Consider the following 14,991-nt stretch of genomic DNA (forward strand, 5'->3'; position numbering starts at 1 on the left):
GTGACGGGATGACGGTCGAGACCGATGAGTCGTTCGGGGGTGTCACCCCGGACGCCGCACGCAGGCTGCTCCTGGGCGCCGTCCAGGCGTTCGCCGAGCGCGGCTTCCACGCGACGACCACCCGCGATATCGCCGGCCGCGCCGGAATGAGCCCGGCTGCGCTCTACATCCACTACAAGACCAAGGAAGAGCTGCTCTTCCACATCAGCAAGGTGGGGCACGAGCGGTCCGTCGCGGTGCTGGAGGAGGCCGTCGCGGGCGCGGCGGACAGCGCCGAGCGCCTCGCCCGCGCCGTCCGCGCCTTCGTCCGCTGGCACGCCGAGTACCACACCACGGCCCGCGTGGTGCAGTACGAGCTGGCGGCGCTGGGCGAGGAGCACTACACGGAGATCGTGGCGCTGCGCCGCCGCAGCGAGGAGATCCTGCGCGAGGTGCTCCAGGAGGGCGTGGCCGCGGGTCAGTTCGCGGTCGAGGACATCCGGGGCACGACGCTGGCCGTGATGTCGCTGTGCATCGACGTGGCCCGCTGGTTCAGCCCGGAGGGCCGCAGGACGCCGGACGAGATCGGCGAGCTGTACGCCGGTCTCGCCCTGCGCATGGCGGGCTGCCGGGACGAGAGCGGCGGCTACCAGTAGTAGCGGCTCAGGCTCTCCACCACGCACACCGGCTTGCTCCCGCCCTCGCTCTCGACGCTCACCTGCGCGGTGACCTGCACGCCTCCGTCGGAGGCCGTCGTGACGTCGGCCAGCGTCGCGCGGGCGCGCAGCCGGGAGCCGACGGGCACGGGGGAGGGGAAGCGGACCTTGTTCACGCCGTAGTTGACGCCCATCCGCATGCCCTCGACGCGCATGATCTGCGGGACGAGGGCGGGCAGCAGGGACAGCGTCAGATAGCCGTGCGCGATGGTGGTGCCGAAGGGACCCTCCGCGGCCCGTGCCGGGTCGACATGGATCCACTGGTGGTCGCCCGTGGCCTCGGCGAAGAGGTCGATCCGCTTTTGGTCGATCTCCAGCCAGTCGCTGGTGCCCAGTTCCTGGCCGATGGCCTCGCGCAGCTCATCGGCCGAGGTGAAGACCCGGGGTTCCGCCATGCGAACAACCTCCCACGCGGTATGCGCCCGCCCTGTGCGGGCGGGATGCCTTGGTGTCGAATGCCTTGCCGCCGAATGCGTTGTGCCTGATGCATCGGTGCCGAATAAGCGATTGCTCAGTCTCGCTCGGCTGTCAGCATGCCAGCCCCGGCCCCTCCGGCGCCAGCCGTCACCACAGGGCGGGCCGCCGCGCGTGCCACGGCCGGGCCGCCTCCAGCTGCGCCGACAAGGACAGCAACAGGCTGTCCTCGCCGTAGCGTCCGCCCAGCATCACGCCGATGGGCAGGCCCTCCGGGCTCCAGTGCAGGGGCAGGGAGACCGCGGGCTGGCCCGTCGCGTTGTACAGCGGCGTGAACGGGGTGAAGCGGCTGCTCGCCTCGAACTCGGCGCGCGGGTCGGCGTCGTCGCGCAGGCCGCCCACCGGCCGCGGGGGCTGGGCCAGGGTGGGGGAGAGGATCGCGTCGGACGCCCGCGACGTTGTTGAGGTCCTTGACCGGCACCGGAACGCCGTGCAGCACGGGCAGCGGCCGTCCCTCACGGCGCGCGGCCAGCGCCTCGCGCTCAGCCGCCGCGGCCTGTCGGCGCGCCAGTTCGGGCGTGACGGTGAGGAAAGCGCCCACTTCGGCGTCGAGCTGGTCCATCCGGTCCAGACAGTGCTCGGTCAGCTCCACGGGTGAGACGGTGCCCGCCCGTACCGCTGCCGCCTGCTCGGTCGCCGTCAGATCGTGCAGTTGGGACTTCCCCATCGTGCCGTCCACTCCCTCGCGCCCGTGCGGGCCTCGACCGGTCGTACGGCGCATCCTCGCACCGGCACCCCGGCGGGGCGCCGGCCCCAGGCCTTGGTCGCGGGCCGTGGATCCGGCGCGAGGTCAGGTCAGCCCTGGGAGGGGAGTGCGGCTCCCCAGCCCAGCCGGGAACTCCCTTTCTGGCGGTGCGCGTTGCGCGCCTCGCGCCTGCCGGTGTCGGTGCGCACTTCCGTGCGGACCTCACGGCGGGACGTACACGCGTCCTCCGCGTCCATCACCTTGATCATGCGGCGCAGCACCTCGGCCAGCCTCGGCGTGGGCGGCTGGGCGGGATCGCAGCGCATCAGCGACCTGCCGCCCCATGTCATGCGGTGCCACTCGTCGAGCGCTGTGGGCTGTCTGATCCCCTTGCGCTTCTCCCGTCTGCGGCGCGCGGCCACTTCGGATTCGTAGACGAGCCAGACCGCGCGGGCCTCCTCCAGCTCCTCCAGCGCGGCGACGAGCAGCGCGGGGTCGGGCTCGCGGTCGTCGGGATGGAACCCGGCGTTGCGGCACAGGTGGTGCCACGTGGCGCGGTGGCCGTATGGCGCGAACCGCTCCAGGCATTTGCGGAGAGCCTGCCGACGCTGGGACGGCTCTCTCTCTGGGTCACGAACTTGTTGGGCGAGCGCTCTGAAACCGGCCAATCATCCCACCTCCGGCGGAGAGGACCCGAGTCGTCGGGGATGTGACGTACAGCCCCTCGCTTTGGATCCCTCTCCGGCGATGCTTTTTTCGCGCGGGGTGCGCGCAGCTTGCTATGGCGTGGCGGAATACCCCGGATGTGGCCCTCTATTCCTCCAGAGGACGCATGTATGTCCCATCGGCCGCAGCCGCTTCCGGGATACCCGCCTGTCACGCGTACACGACGCCGCGCGCCGCACACACCAGGGGAACGAGCCCTCGCCCGCTGCCGTTCCCGAACGCCCGCGGAAGGTGCGGCCCGCCCCTTCCGCCACGACATACCGACTGGTTAGTCTGCTCGGCGGAACGAACACGGCCGGCAGATCATCGAGACCAGCGGATCAGGCAAAGGGGCAGCGGATGGAGTCACTGCGCGACAGCGCCGTCGTCGTCACAGGTGCGGGCGGCGGCATAGGGGCGGCCCTCGCCCGCCGGTTCGCGGCCGAGGGCGCCAGGGTCGCCGTCAACGACATCGACCCGGTCGCTGCCCGCGCGGTCGCCGAGGAGATCGGCGGCGTCGCCGTCCCCGGTGATGCCTCCGGCATCGTGACCGTCGCACGCGAGGCCCTCGGCGGCACCGTCGACACCTTCTGCGCCAACGCCGGCATCGGCACCGAGGGCGGCCCCGAGGCCCCGGACGCGGTCTGGGGCGCCGCCTGGGACCTCAACGTCATGGCGCACGTGCGGGCCGCGCGGGAGCTGATCCCGCACTGGCTGGAGCGCGGGCGGGGCCGCTTCGTCTCCACCGTCTCTGCCGCCGGGCTGCTCAGCATGGTCGGTTCAGCGCCCTACAGCGTCACCAAGCACGCGGCGCTCGCCTTCGCCGAGTGGATGTCGCTCACCTACCGGCACCGGGGCATCGACGTCCACGCCATCTGCCCCGAGGGAGTGCGCACCGACATGCTCGCGAGCACCGGTGTGGCCGGGGACGTGGTGCTCAAGCCCGGCGCCATCGCGCCGGAGGCCGTCGCCGACGCGCTGTTCGCCGCGCTCGCCGAAGAGCGCTTCCTCGTCCTCCCGCACCCGAGCACCGCGGGCCACTACTCCGCGCGCGCCGACGACCCCGACACCTGGCTCAGCGCCATGAACCACCTCCAGCAGAAGGTCGAGCACCGCACCTCTCCCGGCAGCGGGGGCAGCAGAGGCACCGGGGGGAGCGGGGAGAGCGGGGAGAGCGGGGAGAGCGGGGAAGGCGAGCGAGAGGGGCGCGCATGACGGCCGCATCGCACCTGACGTACGAGGACAAGCCCTGGCTCGCCCAGCTCAGCCCGGCCCAGCGCGCCCCCGTCACCCCGCCGGAGACCATCCTGCACGCCTTCCGCGAGGCGGCCCGCGAGGTGCCCGAGCGCACCGCGCTCGCCTACTTCGACGGGCGGCTCACCTACGCCGGGACCGACTCGCTGAGCGACGGCATCGCGGCCCACCTGGCGGCCCTCGGCCTGGAGCGCGGCGACCGGGTGGCGCTGATGCTCCAGAACACCCCGCACTTCGTGCTGGCGCTGCTCGGTGCGTGGAAGGCGGGCGCGACGGTCGTGCCTGTCAACCCCATGTACAAGCGTGGCGAGGTAGCCCACGTCCTGAAGGACGCCGGGGTGTCCGCGCTGGTGTGCTCCGACCGGGCCTGGGAGTCGTACCTGCGCGAGACGGCCGCCGGAACCGGGGTGCACACCGTGCTGACCGCCTGCGAACGGGACCTGCAAACGCGCGACGACCAGCGCGTGCTGGGCTTCGAACGCGCCGCGCCGGCCGACGACGCCGAGGACCTGCTCGCCGCCGCGCGCGGTGGCCGTCCCGCGCCCGCGGGCCGTGAGCCGACCGCCGACGACATCGCGCTGATCAGCTACACCTCGGGCACCAGCGGCAGCCCCAAGGGCGCCATGAACACCCACGCGAACATCGCCTTCAACGCCGAGCGGCAGCACATGGCCGGGCAGGTGCCCGCGGGCGGGTGTGTCTTCGCGCTGGCGCCGCTGTTCCACATCACCGGCATGGTCGTCCAGCTCGCGGGCTCCATCGCCAACAAGGGCACGCTCGCGCTGGCCTACCGCTTCGAGGCCGGCGTCGTCCTGGACGCCTTCCTGGAGCACCGGCCCGCCTACACCGTCGGCCCCTCCACGGCGTTCATGGCGCTGGCCGCGCACCCGGATGTGACCCGCGAGCACTTCGCCTCGTTCGCGCACATCTCCTCGGGCGGGGCGCCGCTGCCGCCCGCGCTGGTGGAGAAGTTCCGCGCCGCCTTCGGCCCCTACATCGGCAACGGCTACGGACTGACCGAGTGCACCGCCCCCTGCGCCTCGGTGCCGCCCGGAAAGGAGGCGCCCGTCGACCCGGCCTCCGGCACCCTGGCCGTCGGCGTGCCAGGACCCGACACCGTCGTCCGGGTCCTGGACGAGCGGGGCGAGCCGGTGCCCTTCGGCGCGCACGGCGAGATCGCCGTACGCGGCCCGCAGGTCGTCCCCGGCTACTGGCGCCGGCCCGAGGAGACGGCCGCGGCCCTGCCCGGCGGTGAACTGCGCACCGGCGACATCGGATTCATGGACGAGAACGGCTGGCTCTACGTCGTCGACCGCAAGAAGGACATGATCAACGCCTCCGGCTTCAAGGTCTGGCCCCGCGAGGTCGAGGACGTGCTCTACGCTCACCCGGCCGTCCGGGAGGCCGCCGTCGTCGGAGTGCCCGACAGCTACCGGGGCGAGACGGTCAAGGCCTACGTCAGCCTGCGCGAGGGCACCGGGGCGACCCCGCACGAACTGGCCGCCCACTGCGAGGAGCGGCTGGCGGCCTACAAATACCCGCGCGAGGTCCAGATCCTCTCCGACCTGCCCAAGACCACCAGTGGGAAGATCTTGCGGCGGGAGCTGCGTTCCCGCCGGGGAAGCGCGTGAACGAGCGATGAGCGAGAGGCAGGTGGCAGTCATGGCGGCCAGGGACGGTGCGGGACGTCCGGCGCATCGGGGCGCGGCGGGAACGGTGGGCCATGACGGCTCGGGCGACACCCCGGCACCCGTGCCGCAGCGCCTGCTGGCCGCCGCCACCCGCCTGTTCGCCGAGCAGGGCTACGACCGTACGTCCGTCCAGGAGATCGTCGAGGCGGCGGGCGTCACCAAGGGCGCGCTCTACCACTACTTCGGCTCCAAGGACGACCTGCTGCACGAGATCTACGGGCGGCTGCTGCGCCTCCAGACGGAGCGGCTCGACGCGTTCGCGGACCGCGAGGCCCCCGTTGAGCAGCGGCTCCACGAGGCAGCCGTCGATGTCGTCGTCACCACCATCGACAACTTCGACGACGCCATGATTTTCTTCCGTTCCATGCACCAGCTCTCCCCGGAGAAGCAGAAGCAGGTGCGCGCGGAGCGCCGCCGCTACCACGAGCGGTTCCGCGCGCTCGTGGAAGAGGGCCAGCACAGCGGCGTCTTCAGCACCGCCACCCCCGCCGACCTGGTGGTCGACTACCACTTCGGCTCCGTGCACCACCTCAGCAGCTGGTACCGCCCCGGGGGGCGCCTCACGCCGCAGGAGGTCGCCGAACACCTCGCCGACCTGCTGCTGCGCGCGCTGCGCCCCTAGCCCTGGCTCCAGCCCGCCGCCCGTAGCTCCAGGAAGGGACTTTTCGTGAAGGCATGGCGCGTCCACACCAACGGCGAACCGCGCGACGTGATGCGGCTGGAGGAGATACCCGAGCCCGAACCGGCCCCGGGCCAGCTCCTGGTGAAGGTGCTCGCCGCCAACGTCAACTACCCCGACGCCATGCTCTGCCGTGGCGAGTACCAGATCCGGCCACCGCTCCCCTTCACCCCTGGCGTCGAGCTGTGCGGCGAGATCGTGTCCGGGCCGCGCGCGGGCGAACGCGTCCTCGGCCAGCCCGTGCTGCCCGTCGGCGCCTTCGGCGAGCTGACCGTCATCAGCGAACAGACGGCGCTGCCCGCGCCCTCCGCGCTCGACGACGCGGAGGCCGCCGCGCTCCACATCGGCTACCAGACCGGCTGGTTCGGCCTGCACCGTCGCGCGGCCCTGCGTGAAGGCGAGACCCTGCTGGTGCACGCCGCCGCGGGCGGGGTCGGCAGCGCCGCCGTCCAGTTGGGGAAAGCCGCGGGCGCCAGGGTGATCGGCGTGGTCGGCGGCCCGGCGAAGGCCGAGGTCGCCCGCGAACTGGGCTGCGACGTGGTGGTCGACCGCCGCTCCGACGACGTCGTCGCCGCCGTCAAGGAGGCCACCGGCGGCCGGGGCGCGGACGTGGTCTACGACCCGGTGGGCGGGGACGCCTACGCCAAGTCGGTCAAGTGCGTCGCCTTCGAGGGCCGCATCGTCGTGGTCGGCTTCGCCAGCGGCGCGGTGCCGACACCCGGCCTCAACCACGCCCTGGTCAAGAACTACTCGATCCTCGGCCTGCATTGGGGCCTCTACGCCCAGCGCGAGCCCGCCGCGATCGTCGCCTGCCACGAGGAGCTCTCCCGGCTTGCCGCCTCGGGGTCCATCCGCCCGCTGGTGAGCGAGCGCACCCCGCTGGACGGGACCGCGGACGCGGTGCAGCGGGTGTTCGACGGGGTGACCACAGGCCGCGTCGTCGTGGTCCCCACGGAGGAGTCCCCCTAGGTCGTGTCTTCGAAGTCCCGTCTGCCCGGCGGACGACGCTACTTTGAAGACACTCCCCAGCACCCGCTGTTCGGCAACCGCACGGGAGCGCAGGGGCCGGCCACGCGACGGGAGGCCCACCACGCCCGTCGCCTGGCGGCGACCGGTGGTCGGGAGCGGATGACGGCGGCCCGGTGTCCGCTCCACAGCGGCCAGGACCGTCCGGGTCGCCGCGTAGCCCGAGGCCCCACCCTCACTCGCGGTGACAGCGCCGTGCGACATTGTGGGGATGGAGTCCCAGACAGGAACGCCGTACGGCGGCGGCCCGCCGCTCAATCCCTCGCAGGTCCCGGCGGGGGACGTGCGGCCACGGCGCGTCTGGTACGTGGTCGCCGGGGTGCTGGCGCTCGTGCTGGCCGGTGCCGGTGCCGCCGTCATCGTGGTGACGGTGAAGGACACGGTGGACTCGGTCGACACCGGCCGGAGCTTCTCCGGCGGCAGCTCGGAGACGTTCAGCTTCACCGAGGGGGAGACCAAGGCGATCTACGTCTCCCAGCCCCGGAAGGGCCGGGTCGACTGCCGTATCCCGAAGATGGAGTCCGGGTCGATGACCCAGCCGGACAGCACGATCCGGATCACCGTCGGGTCCCGCACCTGGGACCGCGTCTTCGAGGTGAAGCCCGCCGACAGCGGCGACTACACGCTCACCTGCATCTCGGAGCAGCAGGCGGAATTCGCGTTGGGGGACAAGCCCCAGGTGGGGGCCACGGTGGGCGGCATCTTCGCGGCGATCGGCCTCTTCTTCGCCGCGACGGCGGCAGCCGTGGGCATCAGCGTCATCACGGCTGTCCGGCGTGGCCGCCACCGCCGCCGGCTCGCCGCCATGTGGGCTCCTCCACCGCAGTGGGCCCCGGGCGCCGCCGGCCCGCCCCCGGGGCCCCGCCCAGGCCACTGGCCTCACGCTTAGGGGGTTTTGGCGTGGCCGGGCGGCCGGCCCTGCCAGGGCGCAGAGCAAGGTGACGCCGTGCCCGGTGGCCCTGGAGCCTGTCTGACAGAAGATCAGCAGCTGTGGACCAGGCCCGGAGCAACGGCCTTGCTGAGGTGACACCGGGCGGGCGATGCTGGGCCGGTGCCGGGACAGCGAAAGAGGAAGCGCCAGCAGCAGGACGTGAGTCCGCGGGCCACCACTCACACCACTCCTGGCACAGGCCACTGGGAGCTGCTGTTCGAGACTCAGGACGCGTCGGAGCTGCGTGCTCACCTGCGCCGTCCGCGTTCCGCGGAGCGACGGATCGACTGGAGGCTGACCAGGATCGACACGCTCTGTGGGCGACGGGCGCAGCCGACCACCTATCGGCTGAGCTTGTTCGTGCCGGACCGGAGTGAATCCCACCCGGCACCATCCTGATCACCGATCTTGTGGCGGGACATGGTGAGTTGACGGGTGTGTTGTGGCGTCTGCGGACAGGCGGTCCCATGGCGTGACCTTCCGGAACGCCATGGAGAAGCCCCCTCCCGGAACGCGGAAAGAATCAGGCGTACCGCCGCAACTCACGCCGTGCCAGCGAACGCTGATGAACCTCATCAGGCCCGTCAGCCAGGCGCAGCGTCCGCGCCGCGGCCCAGAGCTCCGCCAGCGGGAAGTCCTGGGAGACGCCACCCGCACCATGAAGCTGGACCGCGTCGTCAAGGATGCCGACCACCGCGCGCGGGGTCGCGATCTTGATGGCCTGGATCTCGGTGTGCGCGCCCCGGTTGCCCACCGTGTCCATCAGCCAGGCCGTCTTCAGCACGAGCAGCCGCAGCTGCTCGACCTGAACACGGGCATCCGCGATCCACCCGTGGACCACGCCCTGCTGAGCGAGCGGCTTGCCGAACGCCGTTCGGCCCAGCGCCCGTCGGCACATCAGCTCGATCGCCCGCTCGGCCATGCCGATGAGCCGCATGCAGTGGTGGATGCGGCCGGGCCCCAACCGGGCCTGGGCGATGGCGAAGCCGCCGCCCTCCTCGCCGACGAGATTCGAGACGGGCACGCGCACCTCGTCGAAGACGACCTCCGCGTGGCCGCCGTGGTAGTGGTCCTCGTAGCCGTACACGGACATCGCACGCCGGATCTCGACACCGGGAGTATCCCTCGGGACGAGCACCATCGACTGCTGGCGCCGCACATCTGCCCCGTCCGGGTCGGTCTTGCCCATGACGATGAAGATCCGGCAGTCCGGGTTCATCGCCCCGGAGATGTACCACTTGCGGCCGGTGATGACGTAGCTGTCGCCCTCCCGCCGGATGCGTGTGCCGATGTTCGTCGCGTCCGAGGAGGCCACCTCGGGCTCGGTCATCGCGAACGCCGAGCGGATCTCCCCGTCCAGCAGCGGCTTCAGCCACCGCTCGCGCTGCTCGGGCGAGCCGAACTGGGCCAGCACCTCCATGTTCCCGGTGTCGGGCGCCGCGCAGTTGAGGGCCGTGGGCGCGAGCTGGGGGCTGTGCCCTGTGATCTCGGCGAGGGGCGCGTACTGGAGGTTGGTGAGGCCCGCGCCGTACTCCGGGTCCGGCAGGAAGAGGTTCCACAGGCCCTGCTTGCGCGCCTCGGCCTTCAGCTCGTCCACCACCCGGGGCGTCTGCCAGGGTGACTCCAGCTCGGCCCGCTGCTCGTGCGACACGCGCTCCGCGGGGCGCAAGTGCTCCGCCATGAAGGCCGACAGCTTCTCGCGCAGCTCTTCGGTGCGCGCGTCGAATGCGAAGTCCATGTGCTGCCTCAGCCTTTCCGCAGGGTGGTGAGTCCGTTGTCGATGAAGACCGGAACGAGGGAGCCGATCCGGTCGAAGCCCGCGCCGACGGTCTGGCCGAGCGTGAAGCGGTAGTGGATGCCCTCCAGGATCACGGCGAGCTTGAAATAGGCGAACGCCGTGTACCAGTTGATCCGGGACACGTCCCGGCCCGAGGCCCGCGCGTAGCGCTCGATCAGCTCCGCCGCCGGGGGGTGTCCCGGCGCGCCGCTGGTCGTGCTGACGGGGGAGTCCGGCGCGTCCTGCTGCTCGCTGTACATCGCCAGCAGGCCCAGGTCGGTCAGCGGGTCGCCCAGCGTGGACATCTCCCAGTCGAGCACGGCCGCGATCCGGTCGTCCGCGTCCACCAGCACGTTGTCCAGCCGGTAGTCGCCGTGCACCACTGTGGGGCGCGGGGAGTCGGGCAGCGCCTCACCGAGCGCGGCGCGCAGCGCGTCGATGCCGGCCAGCTCCCTGCTGCGGGACGCCTCCAACTGCTTGCTCCAGCGCCGCAGCTGACGCTCCAGGAACCCCTCGGGCCGCCCGAAGTCGCCCAGGCCCACGGCCTCCGGATCCACCGCGTGCAGGGCGACGAGTGTGTCGGGCAGTGCGAGGACGATGCTCCGGGTGCGCTCGGCGCCCAGCGGCGCCAGCTGAGCGGCCGTGCGGTACGGCGTGCCCGCCACGTGCTCCATCACGTAGAAGGGGGCGCCGATGACCTCGGGGTCCTCGCACAGCAGCACCGTCCCCGGCACGGGTACGTCCGTGTCACGCAGGGCGCTGATGACCCGGTGCTCGCGGCCCATGTCGTGCGCGGTCGCCAGGACGTGGCCCAGCGGTGGCCTGCGCACCACCCAGCGGCCGGTGCCGTCGGTGACGCGGTACGTCAGATTCGAGCGGCCCCCCTGCACGACCTCGGCCCGCAACGGGCCCTGGACCAGCCCGGGACGCTCACGCTCCAGGTACTCGGCCAGCCGTGCCAGGTCGAGGCCGGGCGGGTTCTGTTCGCTCATCGTGCGCGCTCCTCTGCGTCGGTCGCTCCGATCATGCCGACTAGTCGGTATGGAGTCCAGACCGAACGTCCCCCGACTTTCGGCCACCCCTCCCGTCCCTCTTCCCGCCGCGACGGCGAGCGCCCCGTCCAACCTGCCCGGCGGTGCCGTACCCGCCCGCACCGCCGGGACCGGACCGCCGATCACGATGTCGCGCAGACGCACCGTCGTGGCGGGAAGGGGAAGCACTCCGACGCGCCTCGCGGCGGGACAGGCGCCAGCCCTATCCGCGAGGGGCGCCGCCCGCCAGGGCCCGCGCTCGGGCCGTCGTCTGGTCCACGGTGCCGTCGACCGGCACCACCGCACCCGCCTCGTCCGCCTCCAGCCGCTCCAGCGCCTCGAACTGGGACCGCAGCAAGCCGGCCGGCATGAAGTGCCCCTCGCGCTTCCCCAGCCGGCCGGCGATCAACTCGTAGGAGCCGTCCAGGTGGAGGAAGAACAGCCGTGAGGAAGCCTGCCGCAGGCGGTCGCGGTAGCGGCGCTTGAGGGCCGAGCACACCAGGACGGCGCCGCTTTCCGTGTGCTGGGCCAGCCAGTCGGCCATCGACGCCAGCCAGGGGGCGCGGTCCTCGTCGGTCAGCGGGGTGCCCGCCGACATCTTCTCGATGTTCCTTCGCGGGTGGAAGGAGTCGGCGTCCGCGAACGGCACGCCCAACCGGGGCGCCAGCAGCTCGCCCACAGTGCTCTTTCCGGAGCCGGAGACCCCCATCACGACCACCAGCGGCCCCGACCCCGACTCCGGCCCCGGCCCTCGTCCCGGCCCGGACCCGGCCGCCTCCGCGCGTGGATCGTTCACAGCGTCATCACTCCTACGACGATCAGCACCAGGACCGGCAGCAGCACGCCGCCCAGCTCCCGCGCCCCCATGGCCGCGGGACGCGCGCTGGAGAGGGCGCCGATGCGGCGGTGTGCGGTCATGAGCATGGCCAGCCAGGCCAGCGCTCCGAGGCAGGCGGCCAGGACGGCGACGGTCGTACCGTCCCGCAGCGCCGAGCGGGCCGCCAGCGCGGCGGCGACCGCGAAGGCAAGCGTGGTGCGCCGCCAGGCGAACCATGTCCGCTCCGGCTGGGCGCCCGGGTCCCGGACCGGATTGCCGGGTTCCGGCTCCCCGTGCCGGTGGGTCACAGGCCGGCCCAGCCCATCGACACGACGACGACCACCAGCAGCGCGGCCCCGGCCGTGCCCAGTGCCAGCAGCACGGGGAAGCGGGAGGCGGGCAGGTCCTCGCCCCGGCGCATGGCGCGCTCGCAGCGCACCCAGTGGTTCACGGCGCGGAGCGCGCACAACACGGCCCCGGCCAGCAGCACGATCGCGATGGTGGTGCGCACGCCCCAGCGCAGGTCCGTGAGGAACTGGTCCACCGCGATGCCGCCCGCGACCAGCGCCAGCGCGGTCCTTATCCAGGCGAGGAAGGTCCGCTCGTTCGCCAGCGAGAAGCGGTAGTCGGGCGTGCTGCCCTCCTCCCTGATCCGCTGGGGGGCGAACCACAGCCCCAGGGTCTCGGTGAGCCGGGTGAACATTGCTCCACCGTACGCCGTGACCTGCGACGGGGCCCCAGTGGGCGGGCGGCGGCCGGTCGGCAGGGGGTCAGCGGCCGGTCGGCGAACGGTCAGCGGGTGTTGAGCCGGCGGTGACACTCCAGGCCGTCGGGGACCACGTCCCAGCCGGGCAGCCTGCGCTCCAGCTCCTCCTCGGGCAGGAAGTCCCACCAGGTGACCTCCTCCGCCTGCGGCTGGACGGGCAGCGTGCACACGACCTCGTACACCTGGAGAAACCAGGAGTAATCGGGCGTCTCGAAGAGGAACTTCAGCCGCCGCTCCGGCATGGGCAGCCCGCTGACCCCCAGCTCTTCCTCGGCCTCCCGCAGTGCTGCCGTGTCGTAGTCCTCCCCGGCGCCGACGACGCCGCCGACCACCACGTCGTACATCGAGGGGAAGATCAGCTTTGTGGGGGTGCGGCGGTGGACGAAGATCCGTCCCTCGCCGTCCCGTACGCGGATGGAGGTGCTGCGGTGCCGCAGCCGCCTCTCGTACACCTCTCCGCGCAGCCGCTGTCCGACGACCCGGTCCTGCTCGTCCACGATGTCCAGCAGTTCGTCGGCCGAACGCGGCGGCTGCCGCTCCTGATCCGTCTGCCGTTCCTGATCCGTCATGGGCTCATCCAAACACCACGGGGCGCGGGGGGTGCCGGCGGCCGGAGCGGGAGGTTACTCTCCGGTCATCAGTAACCAGTGCTGCCCGGTGCTGTCCAGCGCTGTCCGTCGCGAGAGGGTGGGGTGCATGGCGTACGACGCCGATGTGATCGTGATCGGAGCCGGGCTCGCCGGCCTGGCCGCCACGGCCGAACTGGCCGAGGCAGGACGCCGGGTGATCCTCCTCGACCAGGAGCCCGAGCAATCCCTCGGCGGCCAGGCGCACTGGTCCTTCGGCGGGCTCTTCTTCGTCGACTCGCCCGAACAGCGCCGGATGCGCGTCAAGGACAGCCGTGAACTCGCCTGGCAGGACTGGCAGGGCACTGCCGCCTTCGACCGTCCCGAGGACCACTGGCCGCGCCGCTGGGCCGAGGCCTACGTCGACTTCGCCTCCGGCGAGAAGCGCGCCTGGCTGCGCTCGCAGGGCGTGAAGTTCTTCCCCGTCGTGGGCTGGGCCGAGCGCGGCGGCTACGAGGCGTCCGGGCACGGCAACTCCGTGCCGCGCTTCCACATCACCTGGGGCACCGGGCCCGGGCTGGTCGAGCCCTTCGAGCGACGGGTGCGAGCGGGCGTCGCGCGCGGCCTGGTCGAGCTGCGGTTCCGGCACCGCGTCACCGGGCTGTCCCGTACGGGCGGCGCCGTCGACACCGTCAGCGGCGAGGTGCTGGCCGCCAGCGACGCGCGGCGCGGCACGGCCAGCAGCCGGGAGGCGGTCGACTCCTTCGAACTGCGCGCCCAGGCCGTGATCGTCACCTCCGGCGGCATCGGCGGCAACCACGAACTGGTGCGCGCCAACTGGCCCGAGCGGCTGGGTACTCCGCCCGAGAAGCTGCTCTCGGGCGTGCCGGCGCACGTGGACGGGCTGATGCTCGGCATCGCCGAGAGCGCGGGCGGACGCCTCATCAACCGCGACCGCATGTGGCACTACACCGAGGGCATCGAGAACTGGAATCCGATCTGGGCGCGGCACGGCATCCGCATCCTGCCGGGACCCTCCTCGCTCTGGCTCGACGCCACGGGCAAGCGGCTGCCCGTGCCGCTCTTCCCCGGGTTCGACACCCTGGGCACGCTCGACCACATCATGCACACGGGACACGGCTACACCTGGTTCCTGCTCAACCAGAAGATCATCGAGAAGGAGTTCACCCTCTCCGGCTCCGAGCAGAACCCGGACCTGACGGGCCGCTCGGTGCGCGAGGTGCTCGGCCGGGCGCGCGGCGGGGCCCCCGGCCCGGTGCGGGCCTTCATGGAGCACGGCGCGGACTTCCTGATCGAGCGAGATCTGGCCACTTTGGCGCGGCGGATGAACGAGCTGACGGGGGACAAGCTGATCGACGCGGACGCGCTGCGGGGTGAAGTGGCCGCGCGGGACCGGGAGATCCGCAACCCCTTCAGCAAGGACTCCCAGGTGACGGCGATCCACGGGGCTCGCCGCTATCTCGGCGACCGGCTGATCCGCGTCGCCTCCCCGCACCGCCTCCTCGACCCCGCGGCGGGCCCGCTGGTGGCCGTGCGGCTCAACATCCTTACGCGCAAGACGCTGGGCGGGCTGGAGACGGACCTGTCGTCGCGCGTGCTGACAGAGGGCGGCGCTCCAATGGAGGGCGTCTACGCGGCGGGGGAGGCGGCCGGGTTCGGCGGCGGCGGCGTCCACGGCTACCGCTCCCTGGAGGGCACCTTCCTCGGCGGCTGCCTCTTCTCCGGGCGGACAGCAGGCCGCGCGGCGTCCCGCGCGGTCGGCTGAGCGAACGTCAAGCCGGTCCGGCGTTTGAGGACGAGCGCGTGGTGTGGCTCTCTGGCGGAAGCGGGGTGGATCAAGCCCGTCCGGCGTTTGAGGACGAGCGCCCTGGCG

General features: G+C 72.2%; 16 protein-coding genes and 1 pseudogene. 7 read left to right on the forward strand and 10 right to left on the reverse strand.

Annotated features, from left to right (window positions below; translation table 11 throughout):
* Window positions 1–8: 8 nt before the first annotated feature.
* Entirely contained in the window at window positions 9–635 is a 627-nt protein-coding gene (locus tag OHB04_RS33805) for a TetR/AcrR family transcriptional regulator (protein ID WP_326691435.1), read from the forward strand.
* Here OHB04_RS33805 and OHB04_RS33810 read toward each other — a convergent pair.
* The 4 genes and pseudogenes from OHB04_RS33810 to OHB04_RS33825 all read right to left on the reverse strand — a co-directional run bounded on the left by OHB04_RS33810 (window position 626) and on the right by OHB04_RS33825 (window position 2,522).
* A complete protein-coding gene (locus OHB04_RS33810; RefSeq protein WP_326691436.1) occupies window positions 626–1,090 on the reverse strand; it encodes a MaoC family dehydratase in 465 nt (154 codons plus the stop codon). The two genes, OHB04_RS33805 and OHB04_RS33810, sit on opposite strands and share 10 nt — an antisense overlap.
* A 169-nt stretch (window positions 1,091–1,259) precedes the next feature.
* Complete coding sequence (locus tag OHB04_RS33815) at window positions 1,260–1,511, reverse strand: amidase family protein (RefSeq protein WP_326691437.1); 252 nt, start codon at window positions 1,509–1,511, stop codon at window positions 1,260–1,262.
* 103 nt (window positions 1,512–1,614) lie between these two features.
* A pseudogene (locus OHB04_RS33820) lies at window positions 1,615–1,890 on the reverse strand (hypothetical protein); the annotation flags it as partial.
* Between the two features lie 74 nt (window positions 1,891–1,964).
* Entirely contained in the window at window positions 1,965–2,522 is a 558-nt protein-coding gene (locus tag OHB04_RS33825; protein ID WP_326691438.1) for a hypothetical protein, read from the reverse strand.
* Window positions 2,523–2,919: 397 nt separating this feature from the next.
* On the opposite strand from OHB04_RS33825, the gene OHB04_RS33830 reads away from it, so the two are divergent.
* The 5 genes from OHB04_RS33830 to OHB04_RS33850 all read left to right on the forward strand — a co-directional run bounded on the left by OHB04_RS33830 (window position 2,920) and on the right by OHB04_RS33850 (window position 8,098).
* A complete protein-coding gene (locus tag OHB04_RS33830) occupies window positions 2,920–3,774 on the forward strand; it encodes an SDR family oxidoreductase (protein WP_326808932.1) in 855 nt (284 codons plus the stop codon).
* Window positions 3,771–5,444: an AMP-binding protein gene (locus OHB04_RS33835; RefSeq protein WP_326808933.1), complete on the forward strand. Its 1,674-nt coding sequence runs from the start codon at window positions 3,771–3,773 to the stop codon at window positions 5,442–5,444. Before OHB04_RS33830 ends, OHB04_RS33835 begins: the two co-directional genes overlap by 4 nt.
* Window positions 5,445–5,475: 31 nt before the next feature.
* Window positions 5,476–6,126, forward strand: a complete 651-nt coding sequence (locus tag OHB04_RS33840; protein WP_326691441.1) for a TetR/AcrR family transcriptional regulator — start codon at window positions 5,476–5,478, stop codon at window positions 6,124–6,126.
* A gap of 45 nt (window positions 6,127–6,171) precedes the next feature.
* Complete coding sequence (locus tag OHB04_RS33845) at window positions 6,172–7,152, forward strand: NADPH:quinone oxidoreductase family protein (protein WP_326691442.1); 981 nt, start codon at window positions 6,172–6,174, stop codon at window positions 7,150–7,152.
* Between the two features lie 268 nt (window positions 7,153–7,420).
* Window positions 7,421–8,098, forward strand: coding sequence for a serine/arginine repetitive matrix protein 2 (locus OHB04_RS33850; RefSeq protein ID WP_326808934.1), 678 nt, complete (start codon window positions 7,421–7,423; stop codon window positions 8,096–8,098).
* 565 nt (window positions 8,099–8,663) lie between these two features.
* Here the strand turns inward: OHB04_RS33850 and OHB04_RS33855 are convergent.
* The 6 genes from OHB04_RS33855 to OHB04_RS33880 form a co-directional block, all read right to left on the reverse strand.
* Window positions 8,664–9,878 carry an acyl-CoA dehydrogenase family protein gene (locus tag OHB04_RS33855; protein ID WP_326691444.1) on the reverse strand — a complete coding sequence of 405 codons (1,215 nt, stop codon included), beginning with the start codon at window positions 9,876–9,878 and terminating at the stop codon, window positions 8,664–8,666.
* An 8-nt stretch (window positions 9,879–9,886) separates the two neighbouring features.
* The gene (locus OHB04_RS33860) at window positions 9,887–10,909 is read right to left on the reverse strand and encodes a phosphotransferase family protein (protein ID WP_326691445.1); all 1,023 of its coding nucleotides are present in this window, start codon (window positions 10,907–10,909) and stop codon (window positions 9,887–9,889) included.
* Between the two features lie 262 nt (window positions 10,910–11,171).
* Window positions 11,172–11,657, reverse strand: coding sequence for a gluconokinase (locus OHB04_RS33865; protein ID WP_326693049.1), 486 nt, complete (start codon window positions 11,655–11,657; stop codon window positions 11,172–11,174).
* Window positions 11,658–11,740: 83 nt separating this feature from the next.
* On the reverse strand, window positions 11,741–12,073 hold the full coding sequence (locus OHB04_RS33870; protein WP_326691446.1) for a DUF202 domain-containing protein: 333 nt from the start codon (window positions 12,071–12,073) through the stop codon (window positions 11,741–11,743).
* A complete protein-coding gene (locus tag OHB04_RS33875; RefSeq protein ID WP_326691447.1) occupies window positions 12,070–12,468 on the reverse strand; it encodes a YidH family protein in 399 nt (132 codons plus the stop codon). The genes OHB04_RS33870 and OHB04_RS33875 overlap by 4 nt, the downstream gene beginning before the upstream one ends.
* An 89-nt stretch (window positions 12,469–12,557) precedes the next feature.
* On the reverse strand, window positions 12,558–13,100 hold the full coding sequence (locus OHB04_RS33880; RefSeq protein WP_326691448.1) for an NUDIX domain-containing protein: 543 nt from the start codon (window positions 13,098–13,100) through the stop codon (window positions 12,558–12,560).
* A 127-nt stretch (window positions 13,101–13,227) separates the two neighbouring features.
* Here OHB04_RS33880 and OHB04_RS33885 point away from each other — a divergent pair, with 127 nt between their 5' ends.
* Entirely contained in the window at window positions 13,228–14,883 is a 1,656-nt protein-coding gene (locus OHB04_RS33885; protein ID WP_326808935.1) for an FAD-binding dehydrogenase, read from the forward strand.
* Window positions 14,884–14,991 lie beyond the last annotated feature (108 nt).

This window comes from Streptomyces sp. NBC_01775, assembly GCF_035917675.1.
In the GTDB taxonomy this organism is placed as follows: Bacteria; Actinomycetota; Actinomycetes; order Streptomycetales; family Streptomycetaceae; genus Streptomyces.